Origin of the sequence: Pseudomonas sp. 2725, from assembly GCF_050434585.1 — a bacterium.
GTDB lineage: Bacteria > Pseudomonadota > Gammaproteobacteria > Pseudomonadales > Pseudomonadaceae > Aquipseudomonas > Aquipseudomonas jessenii.
In genome coordinates this window covers 217,705-237,646 of sequence record NZ_JBNDIV010000001.1, presented here as the reverse complement: position 1 = coordinate 237,646, position 19,942 = coordinate 217,705, and the positions used below count along the sequence as shown (strand labels likewise).

Below are 19,942 nucleotides of genomic sequence, written 5' to 3'. Positions count from 1 at the left end.
GCTCGCGATGGTCGTTAACGATTATGCGTGTCCACAGGTTGAACACAGCGCCCTTGAGTCCATCGTCGGAACGCCGCCCGGACCAAGCTCGCTCCTACAAAAACTACCGTTCTTGTCGGCACGAACAATGACCGAAATCCTGCTTACGCTTATCAGTGCTGCCCTGATCAACAACCTCGTGTTGCAATGGCCATTGGCCGTCGATCCACTGTTGGCCGGTCAGCGTCGTCAGGTACATGCCCTGGGCATTGCGACGACATGCCTGATGCTGGTCGTGGGCATGCTCGGCTACGCGCTCTATCAATGGATGCTGGTGCCACTGCAATTGACGCCGCTGCGTCTGTTTGTGTTTCTGCCATTGAGCGTGCTGCTGATCAGCCCGTTGCTGAAGTTGCTGGCGCGGTTGTTTTCGACACTACCATTCGAAGGCCTCTGGCCGTTGCTGCTGGGCAATGCTGGCGTACTCGGCGTGGCCCTGCTCAATGCTCAGGAAGACAAGGGTTTTTTTCACGCCACTGCCCTGAGCCTCGGTGCAGGGTTGGGCTTCTGGCTGGTGTTGAGCCTGTTCACTGATTTGCGTGAACGCACGGCCGACAACGATGTTCCCCTGCCCTTTCGCGGCTTGCCGATCGACCTGATTGGTGCCGGCCTGATCGCAGTGGCTTTTCTCGGATTCAGCGGACTGATCAAAACATGAGTCTGATTCAATGCATCGACGCACTCTTGCCGCAAACCCAATGCGGCAAATGCGGGCACCCCGGGTGCAAGCCGTATGCCGAAGGCATCGCCAGCGGTGAGCCGATCAACAAGTGCCCGCCCGGAGGCAACGAAACCATCGCGGCCCTGGCTGAACTGCTGAAGGTGCCGGTGCTGGAGTTGGATATCACTCGCGGCTCGGCACCTGCGCAGATCGCCTATATCCGCGAGGCCGAGTGCATAGGTTGCACCAAGTGCATTCAGGCCTGCCCGATCGATGCCATCGTCGGCGCGGCCAAGCTGATGCACACGGTGATCATTGATGAGTGCACCGGTTGCGACCTCTGCGTGGCACCGTGCCCGGTGGACTGCATCGAAATGCGCCCACTGCCGCCGAACACTGTACTGCCTGTTGTCGGGGGCCTGGCCCTCACACCGCAGGCGCGGCAGGCCCGCAACCTCAAGCGCGATCACGCACGGCGCCGCTTCGAACAACGCAATGCCCGCCTGCAGCGTGAGGAGCAACAGAAAATCGCCGAGCGCCAGGCAAGGCAGCGAGCCGCACAACCTGCCGAGACGACAGCCGACCCGGTGCAGGCGGCCCTCGAGCGCGTCCGCGCACAGAAAACCGCCAATGCCGATGCCGCGCTGAAAAAGGCCAAGATCGAGGTGGCGATGAGTCGGGCGCAGTTGCACAAATCGCTGAAGGCCTTCGGGCATCCGCCGACCTTCGAACAGCAATCGCAGTTGATCGCACTGCAACAACAGTTCGAAGCCGCCGAACAAAACCTGGCGCAACTGGAAAGCGCCGCTCCACCTTCCCCTGCGCCGACGGTCGCAGCTGCGTCGTCAAATGATGCCGATCTGAAACGGGCCAAGATCCAGTTGGCCATGCGTCGCGCCGAACTCAAGAAGGCTCAGGCCAACGAAGCACCAGCGGAACAAATCGAAGCCCTGGAACGCGCACTCGGTGAAGCCGAACGCCTGGTGGACGCCCATGCCAGCCCTTGACGTGGTGGATGATCGCCTGCAACAGGCGATGAAACTGGTGCTGTTGGCCACGCTGCCGGGAATCCTGGCGGCGTTCTGGCTGTACGGCTGGGGGGTGTTGATCAATCTGGTTCTGGCGGCCACTGCCGCGTTGGCCGTCGAGGCCGCCGTCGTGCAATGGCGCAAGCAGCCGCCGGGGCCAACTTTGAGTGACGGTAGCGCGCTGGTCAGTGCCACATTGCTGGCTCTGGCACTGCCGCCTTACTGCCCATGGTGGCTGACCCTCAGTGCTGCCGCTTCTGCGATGGTGTTCGGCAAGCACTTGTATGGTGGCGTCGGTTCGAATCCCTTCAACCCGGCGATGCTTGGCTTGGCTCTGGTATTGGTGACCTTTCCCCAACCAATGACCCATTGGCCATTGCCCCATGGCATGGATCTGTTGAGCGGCCTGCAGCACGTGTTTGGCATCGGCCATGTGCCGGATGCGTGGGTGCAGGCCACGGCACTGGACAGTCTGCGGATCAACAAAAGCCTGACCATGGATGAACTGTTTGCCGGCAACCCGGCATTCGGCCACTTTGGCGGCCGGGGGGTGGAATGGGTGAACCTGGCCTTTGTGGCGGGTGGAGCGTTTCTCCTGCAACGAAGGGTGATCAGCTGGCATGCACCGGTCGGCATGCTGGCCAGCCTGTTCATCATCAGCCTGTTGTGCTGGAACGGTTCGGGCTCCGACTCCCATGGCTCGCCATTGTTTCATCTGCTGACCGGCGCGACCATGCTGGGGGCGTTCTTCATCATCACCGAACCGGTGTCCGGCGCCAGAAGCCCTGGCGCGAAACTGTTGTTCGGCGCTGGTGTTGGGCTTCTGACTTATCTGATTCGTACCTGGGGTGGCTACCCGGACGGCATCGCCTTCGCTGTGCTGTTGATGAACCTGTGCGTGCCGGCGCTGGAGCGGTTCGTGGCGGCCAGGCAACAGCCGGAGGCGCCATGAACCGGACATCAAGCATCGCGCTTGTGGTGCTTTTGGCCGCACTGGGCCTTGGCGTGACGTACTTCGTACAACTCGGCAGCGCGCCACGCATTGCAGCCGAACAGCGCCTGATCGACAGCCGTAACCTGCTGGACCTGATCGCGCCGGACAGCTACGACAATCAACCACTCGAACACTCCATAACGATAGAAGCGACCGCACTGACCAACAGCACCTTGCTGGGTGGTTATCTGGCGACCCGGGCCGATCAACCCGTCGCGGTCTTGCTGCGCAGTCAAACCCTTGGCTACGCCGGTGCCATCGACCTGTTGATCGCAGTCGACGCCAGTGGCAGGTTGCTGGGCGTCAAAACCCTCAAACAGTCGGAAACACCTGGACTGGGGGCTCGGATCGCCGACTGGCCCAATGCCTGGCTCCAGGTTTTTTCCGGCAAGTCTCGAACAGAACCCGGTGACAGCGGCTGGGCGCTGAAAAAGGATCAGGGACAGTTCGATCAGATCGCAGGCGCAACCATCACCTCAAGAGCGGTGATCAATGCCGTCCACGATGCCTTGCGCTACTTCGATGAACACCGGCAACAACTGCTCGGAATCCCTGCCCATGGATAACTCATCGACTCTGCGCAACGCCTTGATGCTGACGCCACTGATCGGCGTCACCCACTCGCTGATGGCTGCAGTTGGCCTGTGCCTGATGTTCTTGGTGGTGACTCAGTTGTTCGGTCTGGCCATGGGTGCCCTGCGATCTCGACTGGTCCCGGCGACCCGTATGCTGGCCAGCATCCTGTTGGCAGCCACCCTCACCAGTTGCGCGGAACTCATGGCACAAGCCTGGTCGCTGCAATGGCAGCAGCATCTGGGGATTTATGGAGCCTTGATCGCCTTGCAATGCGTCGTACTGGAACACACCGGGGTCTTTCAGAGCGATTGGCATCAACGCCTGCGACTCACTAGCCTGTTTGCCACGCTGATGATCACGCTGGGCCTGCTGCGCGAACTCATCGGCAACGGAACACTTGGAAACCATCTATCGTGGCTGTTCGGTGCAACGCAAACTGACTGGCATGGCTGGGTGCTGGTGGCTGACGGCGGACTGCGCCTGACCACACTGGTCCCTGGCGGGTTCATCATGCTCGGACTCCTGATCGCCGCCTGGCAGGCCTGGCGCCCCACGCCCACACATTGATTGCCTTCGAGGAAACGCACTGCCCATGAATGCCGCAAAACGTCTGGAAATCTTCCGCCGACTGCACGAGGACAACCCGGAACCAAAGACCGAACTGGCCTATTCCTCCCCCTTCGAATTACTGATTGCCGTGATTCTCTCGGCGCAGTCCACCGATGTCGGCGTCAACAAGGCCACAGCCAGGCTTTTCCCGGTCGCCAATACCCCGGCAGCGATGCATGCCCTGGGTGTCGAAGGGCTCTCGGAGTACATCAAGACCATCGGGCTGTACAACAGCAAAGCGAAAAACGTGATCGAAACCTGCCGTTTGCTGGTCGAGCGTCACGCCGGCGAGGTCCCACAAACCCGCGAAGAGCTGGAAGCACTGCCCGGCGTCGGCCGCAAGACCGCCAATGTGGTACTCAATACGGCATTCCGTCAGCTGACCATGGCCGTCGACACGCATATTTTCAGGGTCAGCAACCGGACTGGCATTGCTCCCGGCAAGAATGTGGTGGAAGTCGAGAAAAAACTGATGAAGTTCGTGCCCAAGGAGTACCTGCTCGACTCCCATCACTGGCTGATCCTTCATGGGCGCTATGTTTGCCTGGCCCGCAAGCCCCGATGCGGAAGCTGCCGGATCGAGGATTTGTGCGAATACAAGCACAAAACCTCTGACGATTGAGGCGCTATTGGGTTTATTGATTTGTCGATTGAAAAAATCTTTTTTACCCGCCGGGAGAATGTCGATATAAGGGGCGCCAAAGGCCTTCTTAGCCTGGAGCAACTAAATGAGTACTGGCAAAGAGCAATTAGACGTAGAAGACGATTTCACCACCGCCGAATCCGATGACGCTGAACCGGTGGTTGAAGTAGCGAAAACTAATCTGAGCAAACGCCGCACCATCGACAACCTGCTGGAGGAGCGCCGACTGCAAAAGCAATTGGCCGATTACGATTTTGATTTATGACACCTGAAAGCCTCCCGAAACGGAGGCTTTTTTTTGCTAAGTGCCGTACCCCGATAGGCGCCCCTTGTCGCGCAGTTATGCCATCACACCAGACCATTGCGTTGTGCCAGTTCGATCAGATCGACCAGAGACCGCGCATTCAGCTTGAGCAACAGGCGGGTCTTGTAAGTACTGACTGTTTTATTGCTGAGAAACATCCCATCGGCAATCTCTTTATTGGTCTTTCCTCGGGCCAACTGCTGCAGGACCATCATTTCCCGCCCCGACAATCGATCGACCATATCGGCCTCACTGGCATTCCCCAAACTGCATCGTACGGTATGCAAGGCTTGATTAGGAAAGTAACTGTAGCCTGACAAAACGGCCTTTATTGCACTGAGCAACTCCGTGAGATCTTGTTGTTTGCAGACATAACCGGCTGCACCGGATTGCATGCAACGCATCGAAAAATGTCCCGGCGCCTGGGAAGTCAAAATCAGCACTTTCATCGGCATTGAAGTCGAAGACAAACGCGCGATGACTTCCAACCCGTCCAGCTTCGGAATCCCGATATCCAGAATGACAATGTCCGGCATAAGTTCTCGGGCTAGTTGCAGTGCGTCCACACCATTATCGGTTTCTGCAATAACTTCGTAGCCATGACGCTCCATTAGCATACGTACCGCAAGACGAATGACGGGGTGATCATCCACGATCAGCACTTTATTCATGGGCAAGTCCAATTTTCGCTGTTCGAATTTTTAGAGCCCGCACAATAGCCTAGTCGTTTCACCCATGGCATGTCGCCCCTCCCGGCCACCCACACCAAGAGACATCCCCTACAAACAACACGGATTCCTCCTACAAAAATCCCTCGAACAGAATGAATTTAAAACTGTATCAGCGTCAGTGTGTCGCACTTTCCAGCAGCCACCTGTGTCGATTTACGACCAGATTTTTTCGAGAGCCAGCTTGATCCGGTCCCGCCCTGACAAACACTAGCCTCTACCTTTCCGCTAAAACGTAACTGATATTTTCGCACTCAACACTCACACCAGAAATATCACACACTTCGCATCCAATTACTCTTACAGCAAATAATATTTTTTGAGCAATCATTAAAACACGCCAAAAATTCAAGAAACCGAAGAGCAATACAACAAACAAATAAAAACCTGTCAAAAACCAGCAGACAATCAAAATCACTACAATAGGCACCACATCGAACCAACTTCATAAACCACTCGAGAACAGACAACCCGGCATGAGTACAGAATATGATAAAAAAACGAATCACCAACCCAATGACAATTATCGCGATATTCGCAGCGCTCTCTGAAACGTCGGCAGCCGTCTCTCTACCCTTCCTTGATCAGGAGGAAAGAGAACTCTACGTCTGGTTCCTGATCAGCTTTCCGTTTTATTTACTTTTGCTTTTTTTCGCGACACTCAACTTCAACTATAAATCACTTTATGCACCCTCCGATTTTGAAAAGGGAAAGCACTTCATGAAGGTCATGGATGATGTTGGGCGCTCGGAAAAAAAAGCGTCCGCAAAACCGCCTGAAAACCCCACACTGGAAACGTCAGCGAATGACTGGCGGTCAGCCCGAACGCCCTGTGGCGCACAGGACCCGCCAACCGGGATTGGTCTGCAAACCACGGTCTCTGTTCAGCATCACCTTCTGTTACCGGAACCGGTAAAAGACCTGTACATCGTTGATGTACGCTGGATGAGCGAAGAGGTCGAGTTTGGAGCGCTGCTGGAAAAAATCCAGAGGCCACGGGAAAAGACGGCGTACGTGATTCTGTTTGTCACTTGTGCCGTTTCGGAGAAATTACTGAAAGCCAGTGCGCTTGGACATACAAAGCAGGCCAGCAAACGCGGTGCCGCCTTTTATGTGGCCTACAATCCGGACTCGCACAGATTGTCGGTCATTGATCACGCCGGGCAACCGGCGAACAGCAACCTGTAGTACAGGTCAGGCCATCGAGAAGGAGAAAAACAGTAAATCATCAGCGGAAACGAAAACACCCGACAACACAGTAACTGGTATCACACCCCGTTTTCAGGTACCTGACCTCGTCGAGGGCGAGGTCAGGTATCCATCACGATGTCAAAGGTCTCAGAACAGCTTCCGGCCTTTGTTCGCCGCAATGCGCATGCGCAGGGCGTTGAGCTTGATGAAGCCCGCGGCATCCGCCTGGTTGTACGCGCCGCCATCTTCTTCGAAGGTAGCGATGTTGGCGTCGAACAGCGAGTCGTCGGACTTGCGGCCAGTGACGATCACATTGCCCTTGTACAGTTTCAGGCGCACAACGCCGTTCACGTTGACCTGGGACGCATCGATCATCTGTTGCAGCATCAGACGCTCAGGGCTCCACCAGTAGCCGGTATAGATCAGGCTGGCGTACTTGGGCATCAGCTCGTCCTTGAGGTGAGCCACTTCGCGGTCCAGGGTGATCGATTCGATCGCACGGTGGGCACGCAGCATGATGGTGCCGCCAGGGGTTTCGTAGCAGCCACGGGACTTCATGCCCACGTAGCGGTTCTCGACGATGTCGAGACGGCCGATACCGTGCTCACCACCGATACGGTTCAGGGTCGCCAGCACGGTGGCTGGAGTCATTTCGACGCCGTCCAGCGCGACGATATCGCCGTTGCGGTAGGTCAGTTCCAGGTACTGCGGCTTGTCTGGAGCGTTTTCCGGGGAAACGGTCCAGCGCCACATGTCTTCTTCGTGCTCGGTCCAGGTGTCTTCCAGCACGCCGCCTTCATAGGAGATGTGCAGCAGGTTGGCATCCATGGAGTACGGGGACTTCTTCTTGCCGTGGCGCTCGATCGGAATCGCGTGCTTCGCGGCGTAATCCATCAGCTTTTCACGGGACAGCAGGTCCCACTCGCGCCAAGGAGCGATCACTTTCACACCTGGCTTCAAGGCGTACGCACCGAGCTCGAAACGAACCTGGTCGTTACCCTTGCCGGTGGCGCCATGGGAAATGGCGTCTGCACCGGTTTCGTTGGCAATTTCGATCAGGCGCTTGGCGATCAGCGGACGAGCGATGGAAGTACCCAGCAGGTACTCGCCTTCGTAAACGGTGTTGGCGCGGAACATCGGGAAAACGAAATCGCGCACGAACTCTTCGCGCAAGTCGTCGATGTAGATCTCTTTGACGCCCATGGCCTGAGCCTTGGCGCGTGCAGGTTCGACCTCCTCGCCCTGACCCAGGTCAGCGGTGAAGGTCACTACTTCACAGTTATAAGTATCCTGCAGCCACTTGAGGATCACCGAAGTGTCCAGGCCGCCGGAATACGCCAGAACGACCTTGTTTACGTCCGCCATGCCATCACTCCACGGGGTTCTACGGAAAGCCGGGAAGTCTACCGCTCATGCAGAATAATTTACAGTGGCGCGACAGCTTATGACGACGAAGCGACAGATTATGTCGAGGGCGCGACGATTACAGCCGGGTCAGGAAGTGGCCGAAGTGGCCGCTTTCGTCGCTTGCGGGGCAACTTGTTCCGCGGCTGCTCCGCGCTCCAGGCGCACTGCTACTCGACGGTTCTTCGCGCGGTTGGTGTTGTTGGTGTTAGGCGCCACCGGATAACGCTCGCCATGGAAACGCAGGGTGATTTGCGATTCCTGGATGCCGTTGGCCTTGAAGAACTCCATCACTGCCAGGGCTCGGCGCCGCGACAGGTCGCGGTTGGTCAGGCGGTTGCCGCTGTTGTCGGAGTGACCGTCGAGCTCGATGTGATTGACCGTCGGATCGGCCTTCATGTACTCCAGCATTACCTGCAGTTTGGCTTTTGCGGCGCTGTCGAGTTCGATTCCGCCGCCGGGGAAGCCGATTTCCGATTGCTTCACCTGTTCGAAATTCTGTGGCAACAGTTTCGCCACGCAACCCTGGTAGTCGGCAAACGCCTTGGTGAACCTGACCGGCAACAAGCGTACTTCCGACACCCGCCCATCCCCCGAGGAATGTCGAACGACCGGGCTGCGACCGTCCATCAGGCCACTGATCAGACGCCCGGCCTGAACCTGTGAGCTGTTGAACAATACGTTGCCGCTGCCGATTCTCACCGTGCCCAGGTTGATATCGTCACGGCCCGGTTGCCACGGCGCGGCAGCGGCCAGCAAGGTGGCCGAACCGCCGCCGATCATCGGGTTGTAGGCTTTCAGACGGAAAATCGCCTGCTCGCCGGCACGACGCACGAACTCGCCCGAGCCGAAATCGGTAACCGGCTGAGTCAGGCGGCATTCGAACTTGTCGCCTTCGACCGTCCACTCAATGTTCTCCAGACGTGTCTGGAAAGTGAGCGCCATCGCCGGAAGGCTGGCAAACACACTGAGCAAGGCTAAATAACGCTGGCGCACGGGAGGCTCCACTGGCTTCTACAACAAAAAGACCGACACACACATGTTTACGGCATACCTGTTGGATATCGGAAGCTTCCTGCAAAACTTGATAGCGAGTGCCTGCAAGAGTCTTTTCCGGTAGCATTCCCTTGAGTTTGACCCGCCTGGAATCCCCTCATGTCCGACCGCCTGACCCTGCTGCGTCCCGACGACTGGCATATTCATCTTCGCGATGGTGCCGTGCTGACCAATACCGTCGCGGATGTCGCGCGCACCTTTGGCCGCGCCATCATCATGCCCAACCTGGTTCCACCGGTACGCAATGCGGCCGAAGCCGACGGCTATCGGCAGCGGATTCTCGCTGCCCGCCCGGCCGGCAGCCTGTTCGAGCCACTGATGGTCCTGTACCTGACCGACCGCACCCAGCCTGAAGAAATTCGCGAGGCCAAGGCCAGCGGATTCATTCACGCCGCCAAGCTGTACCCGGCCGGCGCGACCACCAACTCGGATTCTGGCGTCACCAGCATCGACAAGATCTTCCCTGCACTCGAGGCCATGGCCGAAGTCGGGATGCCGTTGTTGGTCCACGGTGAAGTCACCCGGGGCGATGTCGACGTGTTCGACCGAGAAAAAATCTTCATCGACGAGCACTTGCGTCGTGTGGTCGAGCGTTTCCCGACCCTCAAAGTGGTCTTCGAACACATCACCACCGCAGACGCCGTGCAGTTCGTCAACTCGGCTTCGGCCAACGTGGGCGCGACCATCACCGCGCATCACCTGCTGTACAACCGCAACCACATGCTGGTGGGCGGGATTCGGCCGCACTTCTATTGCCTGCCGATCCTCAAGCGCAATACCCACCAGGAAGCCCTGCTCGACGCGGCCACCAGCGGCAGCGACAAGTTCTTCCTCGGCACCGACTCGGCCCCCCACGCCCAGCATGCCAAGGAAGCGGCCTGCGGCTGCGCCGGTTGCTACACCGCCTATGCGGCGATCGAGATGTACGCCGAAGCCTTCGAACAGCGCAATGCGCTGGACAAGCTCGAGGCCTTCGCCAGCCTCAACGGCCCTCGGTTCTATGGTCTGCCGGCCAACACCGATCGCATCACCCTGGTCCGCGAAGAGTGGACCGCCCCGACCAGCCTGCCATTTGGCGAGCTGACCGTTATCCCGCTGCGCGCCGGTGAAAAACTGCGCTGGCGCCTGCTGGAGGAACACGCGTGAGTGAAGACCATTTCGACGACGAACTGGAAGGCAATGGCGGCGGAGGCGGCCCTCGTCATCCAATGGCGGCAAGGTTTCGTGGTTACCTGCCGGTTGTCGTCGACGTAGAGACCGGTGGCTTCAACTCGGCCACCGATGCCCTGCTGGAGATCGCCGCGACCACCATCGCCATGGATGAAAAGGGTTTTGTTTACCCGGATCACACCTACTTTTTCCGTGTCGAGCCGTTCGAGGGCGCGAACATCGAAGCGGCAGCCCTGGAATTCACCGGGATCAAGCTCGATCACCCGCTGCGCATGGCGGTGAGTGAAGAGTCTGCCCTGAACGATATCTTCCGCGGCGTGCGCAAGGCCCTCAAGGCCAACGGTTGCAAACGGGCGATCCTGGTCGGGCATAACAGCAGTTTCGACCTGGGCTTCCTGAATGCGGCGGTTGCGCGGCTGGACATGAAGCGCAATCCGTTCCATCCGTTCTCCAGCTTCGATACCGCAACGCTGGCCGGTCTCGCTTACGGCCAGACCGTGTTGGCCAAGGCGTGCCAGGCAGCGGACATCGACTTCGACGGTCGCGAGGCTCACTCGGCTCGCTACGACACCGAGAAGACGGCAGAGCTGTTCTGCGGCATCGTCAATCGCTGGAAACAGATGGGTGGCTGGGAAGACTTCGGCGACTGAGTGCACTCACGAATCAATGTGGGAGCGAGCTTGCTCGCGATGGTCGTCAACGATAACGCGGGGAGCCTGGTTCCCCGCGGTGTTCATGATTCCATCGTCGGAACGCCGCCCGGAGCAAGCTCGCTCCTACAGGGACTTCAGCACATAAAAAAACCGGCCTCGAAGGCCGGTTTTTTTATACCTGGAACGCCTTACAGAGCGGCAGCGTGCTCGGTCAGGTAAGCAGCAACGCCTTCTGGCGAAGCGTTCATGCCTTTGTCGCCTTTTTTCCAGTTGGCAGGGCAGACTTCGCCGTGCTCTTCGTGGAATTGCAGAGCGTCGACCAGACGGATCAGCTCTTCCATGTTACGGCCCAGCGGCAGGTCGTTGACGATCTGCGAGCGGACAACGCCTTTGTCGTCGATCAGGAACGCGCCACGGAAAGCCACGCCATCAGCGGACTGAACGTCGTAGGCCTTCATGATGTCCTGCTTGATGTCGGCAGCCATGGTGTAGCGAACCTGGCCGATACCGCCATTGTTCACTGGAGTGTTGCGCCATGCGTTGTGGGTGAAGTGCGAGTCGATCGAAACAGCGATCACTTCAACGTTGCGTGCCTTGAAGTCAGACATGCGGTTGTCCAGAGCGATCAGCTCGGACGGGCAAACGAAGGTGAAGTCCAGTGGATAGAAGAACACCAGGCCGTATTTGCCTTTGATCGCCGAGGACAGGGTGAAGCTGTCAACGATCTCGCCATTGCCGAGTACGGCCGGTACGGTGAAGTCAGGGGCTTGTTTGCCTACGAGTACGCTCATTGGATATCTCCTGGTGTAATAGCGTGAGAAACAGGGCTCGCATCAGCCTGCCACCCTGAGGCGACAGCCCTGTGACACGATCCCCGGTCGCAAAAGACCGGCCATCATACACCGCGTGTTTGAGCTGGCTTAGCTGTTTTTTCCCCGTACGATGAAATCCCCGCCGGTTTTGGATCACCGATTTGCCAGGCAGACCGTTCGTCAGCCATACCCGTTTATGACGAAAAGTGCTCTGAAACCACTTTGACAATCATTCTCGTTAACATTAAGATCCATCGCAATTGAGTCACAATCAGCGACGGTCCTTCCCTATGTATGTTTGCCTCTGCACTGGCGTCACCGACGGTCAAATCCGCGATGCGATCTATGAAGGATGCTGCAGCTACAAGGAAGTCCGTGTGGCCACCGGCGTTGCGAGCCAGTGCGGCAAATGTGCCTGCCTCGCCAAGGAAGTGGTCCGCGAGACCCTGACCAAACTGCAAACGGCCCAGGCTGCAATTCCTTATCCAGCAGAATTTACCGCGGCTTAAACATCGAATTTCAAAGAACCGGACATATGTCCGGTTTTTTTATGCCTCAAAATCAACTAGTTATGCTCTAGACGCGGAACACAAACATTCTTATTCCGATTAATTTTCATTTAAGTTTCAATAACTTAGGTTTGACACTATTAAATACGAGGCTCAAACTCTGCTCTATTGACAGCTAATACAGGGCAGGACCCCATCATGAAAGGCGACGTTACAGTCATCCAGCATCTCAACAAGATCCTCGCCAATGAGCTGGTCGCGATCAATCAATACTTCCTGCATGCGCGCATGTATGAAGATTGGGGCCTGAACAAGCTCGGCAAGCACGAGTACCACGAATCCATCGACGAGATGAAGCACGCGGACAAGCTGATCAAGCGCATCCTGTTCCTTGAAGGCCTGCCGAATGTCCAGGACCTGGGCAAGCTGCACATCGGCGAGCACACCAAGGAAATGCTTGAGTGTGACCTGCGTATCGAGAAAACCGGCCATGCCGATCTCAAAGTGGCTATCGCGCATTGCGAAAAAGTTGGCGACTTCGGTAGCCGTGAACTGCTTGAAGATATCCTCGAGTCCGAAGAAGAACATATCGACTGGCTGGAAACCCAGTTGGGCCTGATCGATAAAGTGGGCCTTGAGAACTATCTGCAATCGCAGATGGGCGAAGACGAGTAAGTTCTACGCCATTAATCTCGATGCAATAAAAAGCCCCGCTCTCTTTGAAGAGGCGGGGCTTTTTTGTGCCTGCCGCTGTAGGAGCGAGCTTGCTCCGGGCGGCGTTCCGACGATGGTCGTTAACGATAACGCTGGGAGCCTGACACCCAGCGGCGTTCTTTAGTCCATCGCGAGCTCGCTCCTACAGGAAGCGAATCAGGCTTCGGTCTTTGGAGCAGCAGCCTTGGCGGCGGCGTCCTTGATCAGGCTCTGCAGCGAACCGTCAGCAGCCATTTCAGTCATGATGTCGCTACCGCCGACCAGTTCACCGGCAACCCACAGCTGTGGGAAGGTTGGCCAGTTGGCGTATTTTGGCAGGTTGGCGCGGATTTCCGGGTTCTGCAGGATGTCCACGTACGCAAACTTTTCGCCACACGCCATCACGGCCTGCGCGGCTTTCGCGGAGAAGCCGCACTGCGGGGCATTCGGCGAGCCTTTCATGTAAAGCAGAATGGTGTTGTTGGCAATCTGCTCTTTAATCGTTTCGATGATATCCATGGAGCACCTCGGCTGAACTTTCCGACTCATGGGTCGGCACGGTGGCGCATTGTAACGGAAAGCCGAGCGCCCTGCTCGGTCTCTCCGTCTGACTGATTCACGCCGCCACCACGATCACCGGCACACCATTGAGCGCGGCATTTCCCGACAGTTCGTCAATCTGGCGTTCGTCGGTCAGGTCGTTGGCGCTGGAGCCCGGTTGACTGCTGGCAATCGACATTTGCACGCCCGGCCGCGCGTGCCCCCAGCCGTGAGGCAGGCTGACCACGCCTTTCATCATGTCCAGACTGCCAAGCACTTCGACTTCGATCACACCCACCCGCGAACTGACCCGAACACGCTGTCCGTCGCTGAGCCCGCGACTAGCCAGATCGTCCGGATGCATCAGCAACTGGTGACGTGGCTTGCCCTTTACCAACCGATGATAGTTATGCATCCATGAATTGTTGCTGCGTACATGCCGGCGGCCAATCATCAACAACTCGTCGGCGGCCGGCGCCTTCAAGGCTGCAAAGCGCGCCAGGTCAGCGAGAATCGCCGCAGGCGCGGCCTGGATGCGTTGATTGGCAGTCTTCAGGCGTGGCGTCAGGTTAGGCTTGAGCGCGCCCAGATCGACGCCATGGGGATGATCGAACAAAGTCGCCAGCGACAGCTTGTGTTCTGAATTGTCGCCGTACATTCCCATGCGCAAGCCGAGATCGATCATTTGCGCTGGAGCGATGGTGGGCTTCAGTTCTTTGCCGGTCCTGACGGCAAATGCCTTGGCCAGGCCGACGAAAATCTCCCAGTCGTGCAATGCACCCTGGGGTTTGGCGAGGATGGCGCGGTTGAAACGGCTGACGTTGCGCACCGCGAACAGGTTGAACGTGGTGTCGTAATGGTCGTTTTCCAGCGCCGATGTGGACGGCAGGATCAGGTCGGCGTAACGCGTGGTTTCATTGATGTACAGGTCGATACTGACCATGAACTCCAGCCCGTCCAGCGCCTGTTCGAGTTGTCGGCCATTGGGTGTGGACAACACCGGATTGCCCGCCACGGTGATCAGCGCGCGGACTTGCCCTTCCCCTTCAGTGAGCATCTCTTCGGCCAGCGCCGAGACAGGTAGTTCTCCGGCGTACTCCGGGCGCCCGGAAACCCGGCTCTGCCACAGATTGAAATGCCCGCCCGAGGTCGACGCCACCAGGTCCACTGCTGGCTCGGTGCACAAGGCACCACCCACGCGATCGAGATTGCCGGTGACCAGGTTGATCAACTGCACCACCCAATGGCACAGAGTACCGAAGGCCTGGGTCGAAACGCCCATGCGGCCATAGCAGACTGCACTCGGTGCCGCGGCGAAGTCCCGCGCCAACTGGCGGATCTGTTCGGCCGGTACGGCGCACAACGGACTCATGGCCTCGGCAGTGAACGGTGCGACGGCCTCCCGTACGTCCTCCAGGCCGTCCACCGGCAGATGGCTGTCGCGGGTCAGACCTTCAGCGAACAAGGTATTGAGCAGGCCGAACAACAGCGCTGCATCACCGCCCGGGCGTACGAACAGATGCTGGTCGGCAATCGCCGCCGTTTCACTACGGCGCGGATCGACCACCACCACCTTGCCACCCCGGGCCTGTATCGCCTTCAAGCGTTTCTCCACATCCGGCACGGTCATGATGCTGCCGTTCGAAGCCAGTGGATTGCCGCCCAGGATCAGCATGAAATCGGTGTGGTCGATGTCCGGGATCGGCAGCAGCAGACCGTGGCCGTACATCAAATGACTGGTCAGGTGATGGGGCAATTGATCGACCGAGGTGGCGGAAAAACGGTTGCGGGTTTTCAGCAGGCCGAGGAAGTAATTGCTGTGGGTCATCAGCCCGTAATTGTGCACACTCGGGTTGCCCTGATAGACCGCCACGGCGTTTTGCCCGTGATGCTCCTGAATGGCGGCGAGGCGTTCGGCGACCAGATTGAATGCCGCCTCCCACTCGATGGGCTGCCATTCATTGCCCACCCGCTGCATCGGCTGATGCAGGCGATCCGGATCGTTCTGAATGTCTTGCAACGCCACGGCCTTGGGGCAGATGTGCCCACGACTGAACGTATCCTGGGGGTCGCCCTTGATCGAAGTGATCTGGACGTTACCGCCTTCGCCCCTGGTGGTTTCGATAGTCAGGCCACAGATGGCTTCGCACAAATGGCAAGCACGGTGATGGAGAGTCTTGGTCATGGCCAGTCTCTGTCTTGTTATGGGCGGGCAACGTAGGCCGCGGAAACAAAACTATGGCGCCAGAGCCGCCGACACGCCAGCGACGTTCGTCTTGTGAATCGAGGGTTATCAGGCCAGCCGATGGCCGTCCGAGTTCAGTTCGAAGGCAGCCTGGGCGGCACCTGCAACTGAAATTCCTGAAGGGTTTCAATCGGTCCGTGGGGTCCATGCGCGCCGGTCTGCTCGCCGATCAGGCGCCAGTGCCCATCAAGCCCGGCGCTGATGAATGACAAGTCAAAAACCGACTGTCACGCACCATTGCCGCCGCGCCTGATTGCCAAGCCCCGAGGGGCCGGTGTACAAATGAACCGCTGCTATCAGGAAACAGGCTTCAAAAGCGCTACCTCGGTAAACCCGTAGCACCTCTGAAACTCCCTAAAAACTGTAGCCCTATTGGTAAGACGCGACATTTAATTATAAGATCGCGCCTTCCCCTATTTCGTCGCCCCGTGCGGCTTACGCCGCAGGTCTCGCCCGTTGTTCCGTTAAACAAGGCTTTGAGCATCTGCGGTTTGTAGCAAAAGGTAGTCAATGATGAGCGCAAGGCACTTTCTCTCCCTGATGGATTGCACGCCCGAAGAGCTGGTCAGCGTGATCCGTCGAGGCGTTGAGCTCAAGGACCTGCGTAACCGCGGCGTACTGTTCGAGCCTCTGAAAAACCGTGTCCTGGGAATGATTTTCGAGAAATCCTCGACCCGTACCCGGATCTCCTTCGAGGCAGGCATGATCCAGCTCGGCGGGCAGGCGATCTTCCTGTCGCCACGTGACACCCAACTGGGTCGTGGCGAGCCGATCGGCGACTGCGCCATCGTCATGTCGAGCATGCTCGATGCAGTGATGATCCGTACCTTTGCCCACAGCAACCTGACCGAATTCGCCGCCAATTCCCGCGTACCGGTGATCAACGGCCTGTCCGATGACCTGCACCCGTGCCAGTTGCTGGCCGACATGCAGACCTTCCTCGAACACCGCGGCTCCATCCAGGGCAAGACCGTGGCCTGGATTGGCGACGGCAACAACATGTGCAACAGCTATATAGAAGCGGCGATCCAGTTCGACTTCCAGTTGCGCGTTGCCTGCCCGGAAGGCTATGAACCCAACCCGGTGTTCCTGGCCAAGGCCGGCGATCGGGTCACCATCGTTCGCGATCCGAAGGAAGCCGTGCGTGGCGCACACCTGGTGAGCACCGACGTCTGGACCTCCATGGGCCAGGAAGAGGAAACCGCCAAGCGTCTGCAACTGTTCGCGCCGTATCAGGTCAACCGCGCCCTGCTCGACCTGGCCGCTGAAGACGTGCTGTTCATGCACTGCTTGCCAGCGCACCGCGGCGAGGAAATCAGCATCGACCTGCTCGATGACAAGCGCTCGGTGGCCTGGGATCAAGCCGAAAACCGTCTGCACGCGCAAAAAGCCCTGCTCGAGTTCCTCGTCGAACCGGCGTATCACCACGCATGAGCCAGCCATTACTGCTTAACCTGCGCAACCTCGCCTGCGGCTATCAAGACCAGCGCGTGGTGCAGAACCTCAACCTGCACCTGAACGCAGGCGACATCGGTTGCCTGCTGGGCTCGTCGGGCTGCGGCAAGACCACCACCCTGAGGGCGATTGCCGGTTTCGAACCGGTGCACGAAGGCGAAATCCAGCTGGCTGGCGAGACCATCTCCAGCGCCGGTTTCACCCTTGCGCCGGAGAAACGTCGCATCGGCATGGTGTTCCAGGACTACGCGCTGTTTCCGCATTTGTGCGTGGCCGACAACATCGCCTTCGGCATTCGCAAGCATCCGCAAAAGGATCGCGTGACCGAAGAGCTGCTGGAACTGGTCAACCTGAAGAATCTCGGCAAGCGTTTCCCCCACGAGCTTTCAGGAGGTCAGCAGCAACGTGTCGCACTGGCCCGTGCCCTGGCGCCGGAACCGCAACTGCTGTTGCTCGACGAACCCTTCTCCAACCTTGATGGCGAATTGCGCCGCAAGCTCAGCCATGAAGTACGCGACATCCTCAAGGCCCGTGGCACCAGCGCGATTCTGGTGACTCACGACCAGGAAGAAGCCTTCGCGGTCAGCGACCACGTTGGTGTGTTCAAGGAAGGTCGCCTGGAACAGTGGGATACGCCCTACAACCTGTATCACGAACCCCTGACACCTTTTGTCGCGAGTTTCATCGGCCAGGGCTATTTCATTCGCGGTCAGTTGAGCAGCCCAGAATCGGTGCAAACCGAACTGGGTGAGTTGCGCGGCAATCGGGCCTACACCTGGCCGGTAGGCGGCGCCGTGGACGTGTTGCTGCGCCCGGACGATATCGTCTATGCGCCGGACAGCGCACTGAAGGCGCGAATTGCCGGCAAGACGTTCCTGGGTGCATCGACCCTGTATCGCTTGCAACTGCCGACAGGCGCACAGCTGGAGTCGATTTTCCCGAGCCATGTCGATCGTCAGGTTGGGGCGGATGTGGGTATTCGTGTCGCGGCTGAACACCTGGTGCTGTTCCAGGCGTCCGGCAGCACCGCGGCGCAGATTCCAGCTGTTGAATCAGGTGTCCGGCGCTACAGCACGGCCAACTGATACCCCCCCTACTGTAGGAGCGAGCTTGCTCGCGATGGACGACAACGATAACGCGTGCAACCGGAATGAACGCGTTATCCAGACGTTTTTCGCGAACAAGCTCGCTCCTACAGTGGGTTTGCGTTATCCCAGCCTCAGCGTGCCACTGGCAACCAGGGTCGCATTGCCGCCGATCCTCACCCGATCGCCTTCCAGTTGGCAGAACAATTCCCCACCCCGCGCCGAACGCTGAAAAGCCGTCAGGCTCGACTTGGCCAAACGCTTTGACCAGTACGGAATCAGAAGGCAATGGGTCGATCCGGTCACCGGGTCTTCATTGATGCCGATTGCCGGGGCGAAGTAGCGGGAAACGAAATCGTGCTGCTCGCCCCGCGCCGTCACGATGGCACCCAGCCATGGCAGTTTCGCCAGGGCCACCATGTCCGGCTTGCAGTCGAGCACCGCTTGCTCCGACTCCAGCACCACAAACAGCTCATTTGAAGCCAGTACCTCAACAGCCTTCACAACCAGTGCACGCTCGATGTCCGAGACCACGTTCACCGGCGATGCAGTGATCGCCGGGAAATCCAGCCACAGCCGCCCACCTTCACGGGTCACGCCCAACGGGCCGGATTTGCAGGTGAAGTCCAGTCGTTCGACGGGCTCCTTATAAATCTCGAACAGCACATGAGCGCTAGCCAGCGTCGCGTGACCGCACAATGGCACCTCGGTGGTCGGCGTAAACCAACGGATGTGCCAGCCCTGCCCTTCACGCACGACAAACGCCGTTTCGGCGAGGTTGTGTTCGGCGGCAATCTTTTGCATCAACTCATCGGCGAGCCATGTGTCGAGCCGATAGACCATCGCCGGATTGCCGCTAAATGGCTGATTGCTGAACGCGTCGACCTGATGAAACTCCAGTTGCATAACCTTCTCCCTTTGTCAGACCACCCAGCATGCCGCGCTGGCTCAGCCGGCACCAGTGACAGAGCAGGCTGATTTTCACCATACAGCGCTGCGCGGACTCCGATGATGTTCACGCACGGCCGATATCGGCAAATCTGGCCTGGGTGTGCTCGGCCAGCACCGCCGGTGCCAGTTCGACTTCCAGTCCACGCCGCCCCGCACTGACAAAAATGCTGGCGAAGGGCTGGGCCGAATTATCAATGAAGGTACGCAAGCGCTTTTTCTGCCCCAGCGGACTGATCCCGCCCAACAGATAGCCGGTAGAGCGCTGCGCTGCCGCCGGGTCGGCCATTTCGACCTTCTTCACGCCCGCGGCGTGGGCCAACCCTTTCAAGTCCAGGCTGCCGACAACCGGCACCACGGCCACCAGCAACTCGCCCTTTTCGCTGGCCGCCAGCAAGGTCTTGAACACCTGCGCCGGATCGAGCCCGAGTTTTTCCGCCGCTTCCAACCCGTAGGAGGCGGCCTTGGGATCATGTTCGTAACTGTGTACGCGATGTTCGGCCCGAACCTTTTTCAACAAATCCAATGCGGGGGTCATGACAGCTCCAGACTGGGCGGCAGAAGAAAAATACTGCGCCCGATTCTAGGACATTGATCAT

The 19,942-nt window shown here is 58.4% G+C and carries 22 protein-coding genes; 14 read left to right on the top strand and 8 right to left on the bottom strand.

All coding sequences use genetic code 11. From position 1 onward, the window contains the following. Nucleotides 1-127: 127 nt before the first annotated feature. From ABIE16_RS01120 to ABIE16_RS01090, 7 genes are all read left to right on the top strand, one after another. Entirely contained in the window at nt 128-697 is a 570-nt protein-coding gene (locus ABIE16_RS01120) for an electron transport complex protein RnfA (RefSeq protein WP_154860461.1), read from the top strand. Continuing rightward, nucleotides 694-1,707 (top strand): electron transport complex subunit RsxB, encoded by a 1,014-nt coding sequence (rsxB, locus tag ABIE16_RS01115; protein WP_057713443.1) that lies wholly within the window; start codon nt 694-696, stop codon nt 1,705-1,707. The genes ABIE16_RS01120 and rsxB overlap by 4 nt, the downstream gene beginning before the upstream one ends. Next, nucleotides 1,694-2,680 carry an RnfABCDGE type electron transport complex subunit D gene (locus tag ABIE16_RS01110; RefSeq protein ID WP_429520413.1) on the top strand — a complete coding sequence of 329 codons (987 nt, stop codon included), beginning with the start codon at nt 1,694-1,696 and terminating at the stop codon, nt 2,678-2,680. Before rsxB ends, ABIE16_RS01110 begins: the two co-directional genes overlap by 14 nt. Beyond that, nucleotides 2,677-3,288 (top strand): RnfABCDGE type electron transport complex subunit G, encoded by a 612-nt coding sequence (locus ABIE16_RS01105; protein ID WP_429520412.1) that lies wholly within the window; start codon nt 2,677-2,679, stop codon nt 3,286-3,288. Before ABIE16_RS01110 ends, ABIE16_RS01105 begins: the two co-directional genes overlap by 4 nt. Further along, nucleotides 3,281-3,865, top strand: a complete 585-nt coding sequence (locus tag ABIE16_RS01100) for an Rnf-Nqr domain containing protein (protein WP_429520411.1) — start codon at nt 3,281-3,283, stop codon at nt 3,863-3,865. Before ABIE16_RS01105 ends, ABIE16_RS01100 begins: the two co-directional genes overlap by 8 nt. Before the next feature lie 25 nt (nt 3,866-3,890). Further along, nucleotides 3,891-4,529, top strand: a complete 639-nt coding sequence (nth, locus tag ABIE16_RS01095) for an endonuclease III (RefSeq protein WP_057713439.1) — start codon at nt 3,891-3,893, stop codon at nt 4,527-4,529. Nucleotides 4,530-4,635: 106 nt separating this feature from the next. Then, nucleotides 4,636-4,815 carry a PA3496 family putative envelope integrity protein gene (locus ABIE16_RS01090; protein WP_057713438.1) on the top strand — a complete coding sequence of 60 codons (180 nt, stop codon included), beginning with the start codon at nt 4,636-4,638 and terminating at the stop codon, nt 4,813-4,815. An 83-nt stretch (nt 4,816-4,898) separates the two neighbouring features. On the opposite strand, the gene ABIE16_RS01085 is transcribed toward ABIE16_RS01090, so the two are convergent. Then, nucleotides 4,899-5,525 carry a response regulator transcription factor gene (locus tag ABIE16_RS01085; protein ID WP_008053528.1) on the bottom strand — a complete coding sequence of 209 codons (627 nt, stop codon included), beginning with the start codon at nt 5,523-5,525 and terminating at the stop codon, nt 4,899-4,901. Between the two features lie 546 nt (nt 5,526-6,071). On the opposite strand from ABIE16_RS01085, the gene ABIE16_RS01080 reads away from it, so the two are divergent. Then, a complete protein-coding gene (locus ABIE16_RS01080) occupies nt 6,072-6,770 on the top strand; it encodes a hypothetical protein (protein ID WP_429520410.1) in 699 nt (232 codons plus the stop codon). A 150-nt stretch (nt 6,771-6,920) separates the two neighbouring features. On the opposite strand, the gene ABIE16_RS01075 is transcribed toward ABIE16_RS01080, so the two are convergent. Together ABIE16_RS01075 and ABIE16_RS01070 are read right to left on the bottom strand one after the other, a co-directional pair. Then, entirely contained in the window at nt 6,921-8,138 is a 1,218-nt protein-coding gene (locus tag ABIE16_RS01075; RefSeq protein WP_007972320.1) for an argininosuccinate synthase, read from the bottom strand. Nucleotides 8,139-8,267: 129 nt separating this feature from the next. Continuing rightward, complete coding sequence (locus ABIE16_RS01070) at nt 8,268-9,173, bottom strand: flagellar protein MotY (protein WP_429520409.1); 906 nt, start codon at nt 9,171-9,173, stop codon at nt 8,268-8,270. A 159-nt stretch (nt 9,174-9,332) separates the two neighbouring features. Here ABIE16_RS01070 and pyrC point away from each other — a divergent pair, with 159 nt between their 5' ends. Continuing rightward, complete coding sequence (gene pyrC / locus ABIE16_RS01065) at nt 9,333-10,379, top strand: dihydroorotase (protein ID WP_223501953.1); 1,047 nt, start codon at nt 9,333-9,335, stop codon at nt 10,377-10,379. Further along, the gene (gene rnt, locus ABIE16_RS01060) at nt 10,376-11,053 is read left to right on the top strand and encodes a ribonuclease T (RefSeq protein WP_057713434.1); all 678 of its coding nucleotides are present in this window, start codon (nt 10,376-10,378) and stop codon (nt 11,051-11,053) included. Before pyrC ends, rnt begins: the two co-directional genes overlap by 4 nt. A 191-nt stretch (nt 11,054-11,244) precedes the next feature. On the opposite strand, the gene ABIE16_RS01055 is transcribed toward rnt, so the two are convergent. Further along, nucleotides 11,245-11,847, bottom strand: a complete 603-nt coding sequence (locus ABIE16_RS01055; protein WP_057713433.1) for a peroxiredoxin — start codon at nt 11,845-11,847, stop codon at nt 11,245-11,247. Nucleotides 11,848-12,158: 311 nt separating this feature from the next. Here ABIE16_RS01055 and ABIE16_RS01050 point away from each other — a divergent pair, with 311 nt between their 5' ends. Both ABIE16_RS01050 and bfr read left to right on the top strand, forming a co-directional pair. Next, nucleotides 12,159-12,377 carry a bacterioferritin-associated ferredoxin gene (locus ABIE16_RS01050; protein ID WP_007985869.1) on the top strand — a complete coding sequence of 73 codons (219 nt, stop codon included), beginning with the start codon at nt 12,159-12,161 and terminating at the stop codon, nt 12,375-12,377. 198 nt (nt 12,378-12,575) lie between these two features. Next, a complete protein-coding gene (gene bfr / locus ABIE16_RS01045) occupies nt 12,576-13,052 on the top strand; it encodes a bacterioferritin (protein ID WP_057713432.1) in 477 nt (158 codons plus the stop codon). A 195-nt stretch (nt 13,053-13,247) separates the two neighbouring features. Here bfr and grxD read toward each other — a convergent pair whose 3' ends face one another. Together grxD and ABIE16_RS01035 are read right to left on the bottom strand one after the other, a co-directional pair. After that, nucleotides 13,248-13,589, bottom strand: coding sequence for a Grx4 family monothiol glutaredoxin (grxD, locus tag ABIE16_RS01040; RefSeq protein ID WP_007971318.1), 342 nt, complete (start codon nt 13,587-13,589; stop codon nt 13,248-13,250). A 97-nt stretch (nt 13,590-13,686) separates the two neighbouring features. After that, nucleotides 13,687-15,795 carry a molybdopterin oxidoreductase family protein gene (locus tag ABIE16_RS01035; RefSeq protein ID WP_429520408.1) on the bottom strand — a complete coding sequence of 703 codons (2,109 nt, stop codon included), beginning with the start codon at nt 15,793-15,795 and terminating at the stop codon, nt 13,687-13,689. A 573-nt stretch (nt 15,796-16,368) separates the two neighbouring features. Between ABIE16_RS01035 and argF the strand changes: the two genes are divergently transcribed. Further along, nucleotides 16,369-17,289 (top strand): ornithine carbamoyltransferase, encoded by a 921-nt coding sequence (gene argF / locus ABIE16_RS01030; RefSeq protein ID WP_057713430.1) that lies wholly within the window; start codon nt 16,369-16,371, stop codon nt 17,287-17,289. After that, nucleotides 17,286-18,395 (top strand): ABC transporter ATP-binding protein, encoded by a 1,110-nt coding sequence (locus ABIE16_RS01025; RefSeq protein ID WP_429520407.1) that lies wholly within the window; start codon nt 17,286-17,288, stop codon nt 18,393-18,395. The genes argF and ABIE16_RS01025 overlap by 4 nt, the downstream gene beginning before the upstream one ends. 123 nt (nt 18,396-18,518) lie before the next feature. Here the strand turns inward: ABIE16_RS01025 and ABIE16_RS01020 are convergent, their stop codons facing one another. Together ABIE16_RS01020 and ybaK are read right to left on the bottom strand one after the other, a co-directional pair. Beyond that, a complete protein-coding gene (locus ABIE16_RS01020; RefSeq protein WP_429520406.1) occupies nt 18,519-19,301 on the bottom strand; it encodes a PhzF family phenazine biosynthesis protein in 783 nt (260 codons plus the stop codon). A 109-nt stretch (nt 19,302-19,410) separates the two neighbouring features. Further along, nucleotides 19,411-19,881 carry a Cys-tRNA(Pro) deacylase gene (gene ybaK / locus ABIE16_RS01015; protein ID WP_057713427.1) on the bottom strand — a complete coding sequence of 157 codons (471 nt, stop codon included), beginning with the start codon at nt 19,879-19,881 and terminating at the stop codon, nt 19,411-19,413. Nucleotides 19,882-19,942 lie beyond the last annotated feature (61 nt).

What these genes read in the sequence shown, in the direction of transcription:
- ABIE16_RS01080 (WP_429520410.1), top strand. Translation starts at nt 6,072, where the DNA reads ATGATAAAAAAACGAATCACCAACCCAATGACAATTATCGCGATATTC.
- ABIE16_RS01110 (WP_429520413.1), top strand. Translation starts at nt 1,694, where the DNA reads ATGCCAGCCCTTGACGTGGTGGATGATCGCCTGCAACAGGCGATGAAA.
- ABIE16_RS01075 (WP_007972320.1), bottom strand. Translation starts at nt 8,138, where the DNA reads ATGGCGGACGTAAACAAGGTCGTTCTGGCGTATTCCGGCGGCCTGGAC.
- ABIE16_RS01100 (WP_429520411.1), top strand. Translation starts at nt 3,281, where the DNA reads ATGGATAACTCATCGACTCTGCGCAACGCCTTGATGCTGACGCCACTG.
- nth (WP_057713439.1), top strand. Translation starts at nt 3,891, where the DNA reads ATGAATGCCGCAAAACGTCTGGAAATCTTCCGCCGACTGCACGAGGAC.
- pyrC (WP_223501953.1), top strand. Translation starts at nt 9,333, where the DNA reads ATGTCCGACCGCCTGACCCTGCTGCGTCCCGACGACTGGCATATTCAT.
- ABIE16_RS01025 (WP_429520407.1), top strand. Translation starts at nt 17,286, where the DNA reads ATGAGCCAGCCATTACTGCTTAACCTGCGCAACCTCGCCTGCGGCTAT.
- argF (WP_057713430.1), top strand. Translation starts at nt 16,369, where the DNA reads ATGAGCGCAAGGCACTTTCTCTCCCTGATGGATTGCACGCCCGAAGAG.
- ybaK (WP_057713427.1), bottom strand. Translation starts at nt 19,881, where the DNA reads ATGACCCCCGCATTGGATTTGTTGAAAAAGGTTCGGGCCGAACATCGC.
- ABIE16_RS01120 (WP_154860461.1), top strand. Translation starts at nt 128, where the DNA reads ATGACCGAAATCCTGCTTACGCTTATCAGTGCTGCCCTGATCAACAAC.
- rsxB (WP_057713443.1), top strand. Translation starts at nt 694, where the DNA reads ATGAGTCTGATTCAATGCATCGACGCACTCTTGCCGCAAACCCAATGC.
- grxD (WP_007971318.1), bottom strand. Translation starts at nt 13,589, where the DNA reads ATGGATATCATCGAAACGATTAAAGAGCAGATTGCCAACAACACCATT.
- ABIE16_RS01085 (WP_008053528.1), bottom strand. Translation starts at nt 5,525, where the DNA reads ATGAATAAAGTGCTGATCGTGGATGATCACCCCGTCATTCGTCTTGCG.
- bfr (WP_057713432.1), top strand. Translation starts at nt 12,576, where the DNA reads ATGAAAGGCGACGTTACAGTCATCCAGCATCTCAACAAGATCCTCGCC.
- ABIE16_RS01035 (WP_429520408.1), bottom strand. Translation starts at nt 15,795, where the DNA reads ATGACCAAGACTCTCCATCACCGTGCTTGCCATTTGTGCGAAGCCATC.
- ABIE16_RS01090 (WP_057713438.1), top strand. Translation starts at nt 4,636, where the DNA reads ATGAGTACTGGCAAAGAGCAATTAGACGTAGAAGACGATTTCACCACC.
- ABIE16_RS01055 (WP_057713433.1), bottom strand. Translation starts at nt 11,847, where the DNA reads ATGAGCGTACTCGTAGGCAAACAAGCCCCTGACTTCACCGTACCGGCC.
- ABIE16_RS01020 (WP_429520406.1), bottom strand. Translation starts at nt 19,301, where the DNA reads ATGCAACTGGAGTTTCATCAGGTCGACGCGTTCAGCAATCAGCCATTT.
- ABIE16_RS01050 (WP_007985869.1), top strand. Translation starts at nt 12,159, where the DNA reads ATGTATGTTTGCCTCTGCACTGGCGTCACCGACGGTCAAATCCGCGAT.
- ABIE16_RS01105 (WP_429520412.1), top strand. Translation starts at nt 2,677, where the DNA reads ATGAACCGGACATCAAGCATCGCGCTTGTGGTGCTTTTGGCCGCACTG.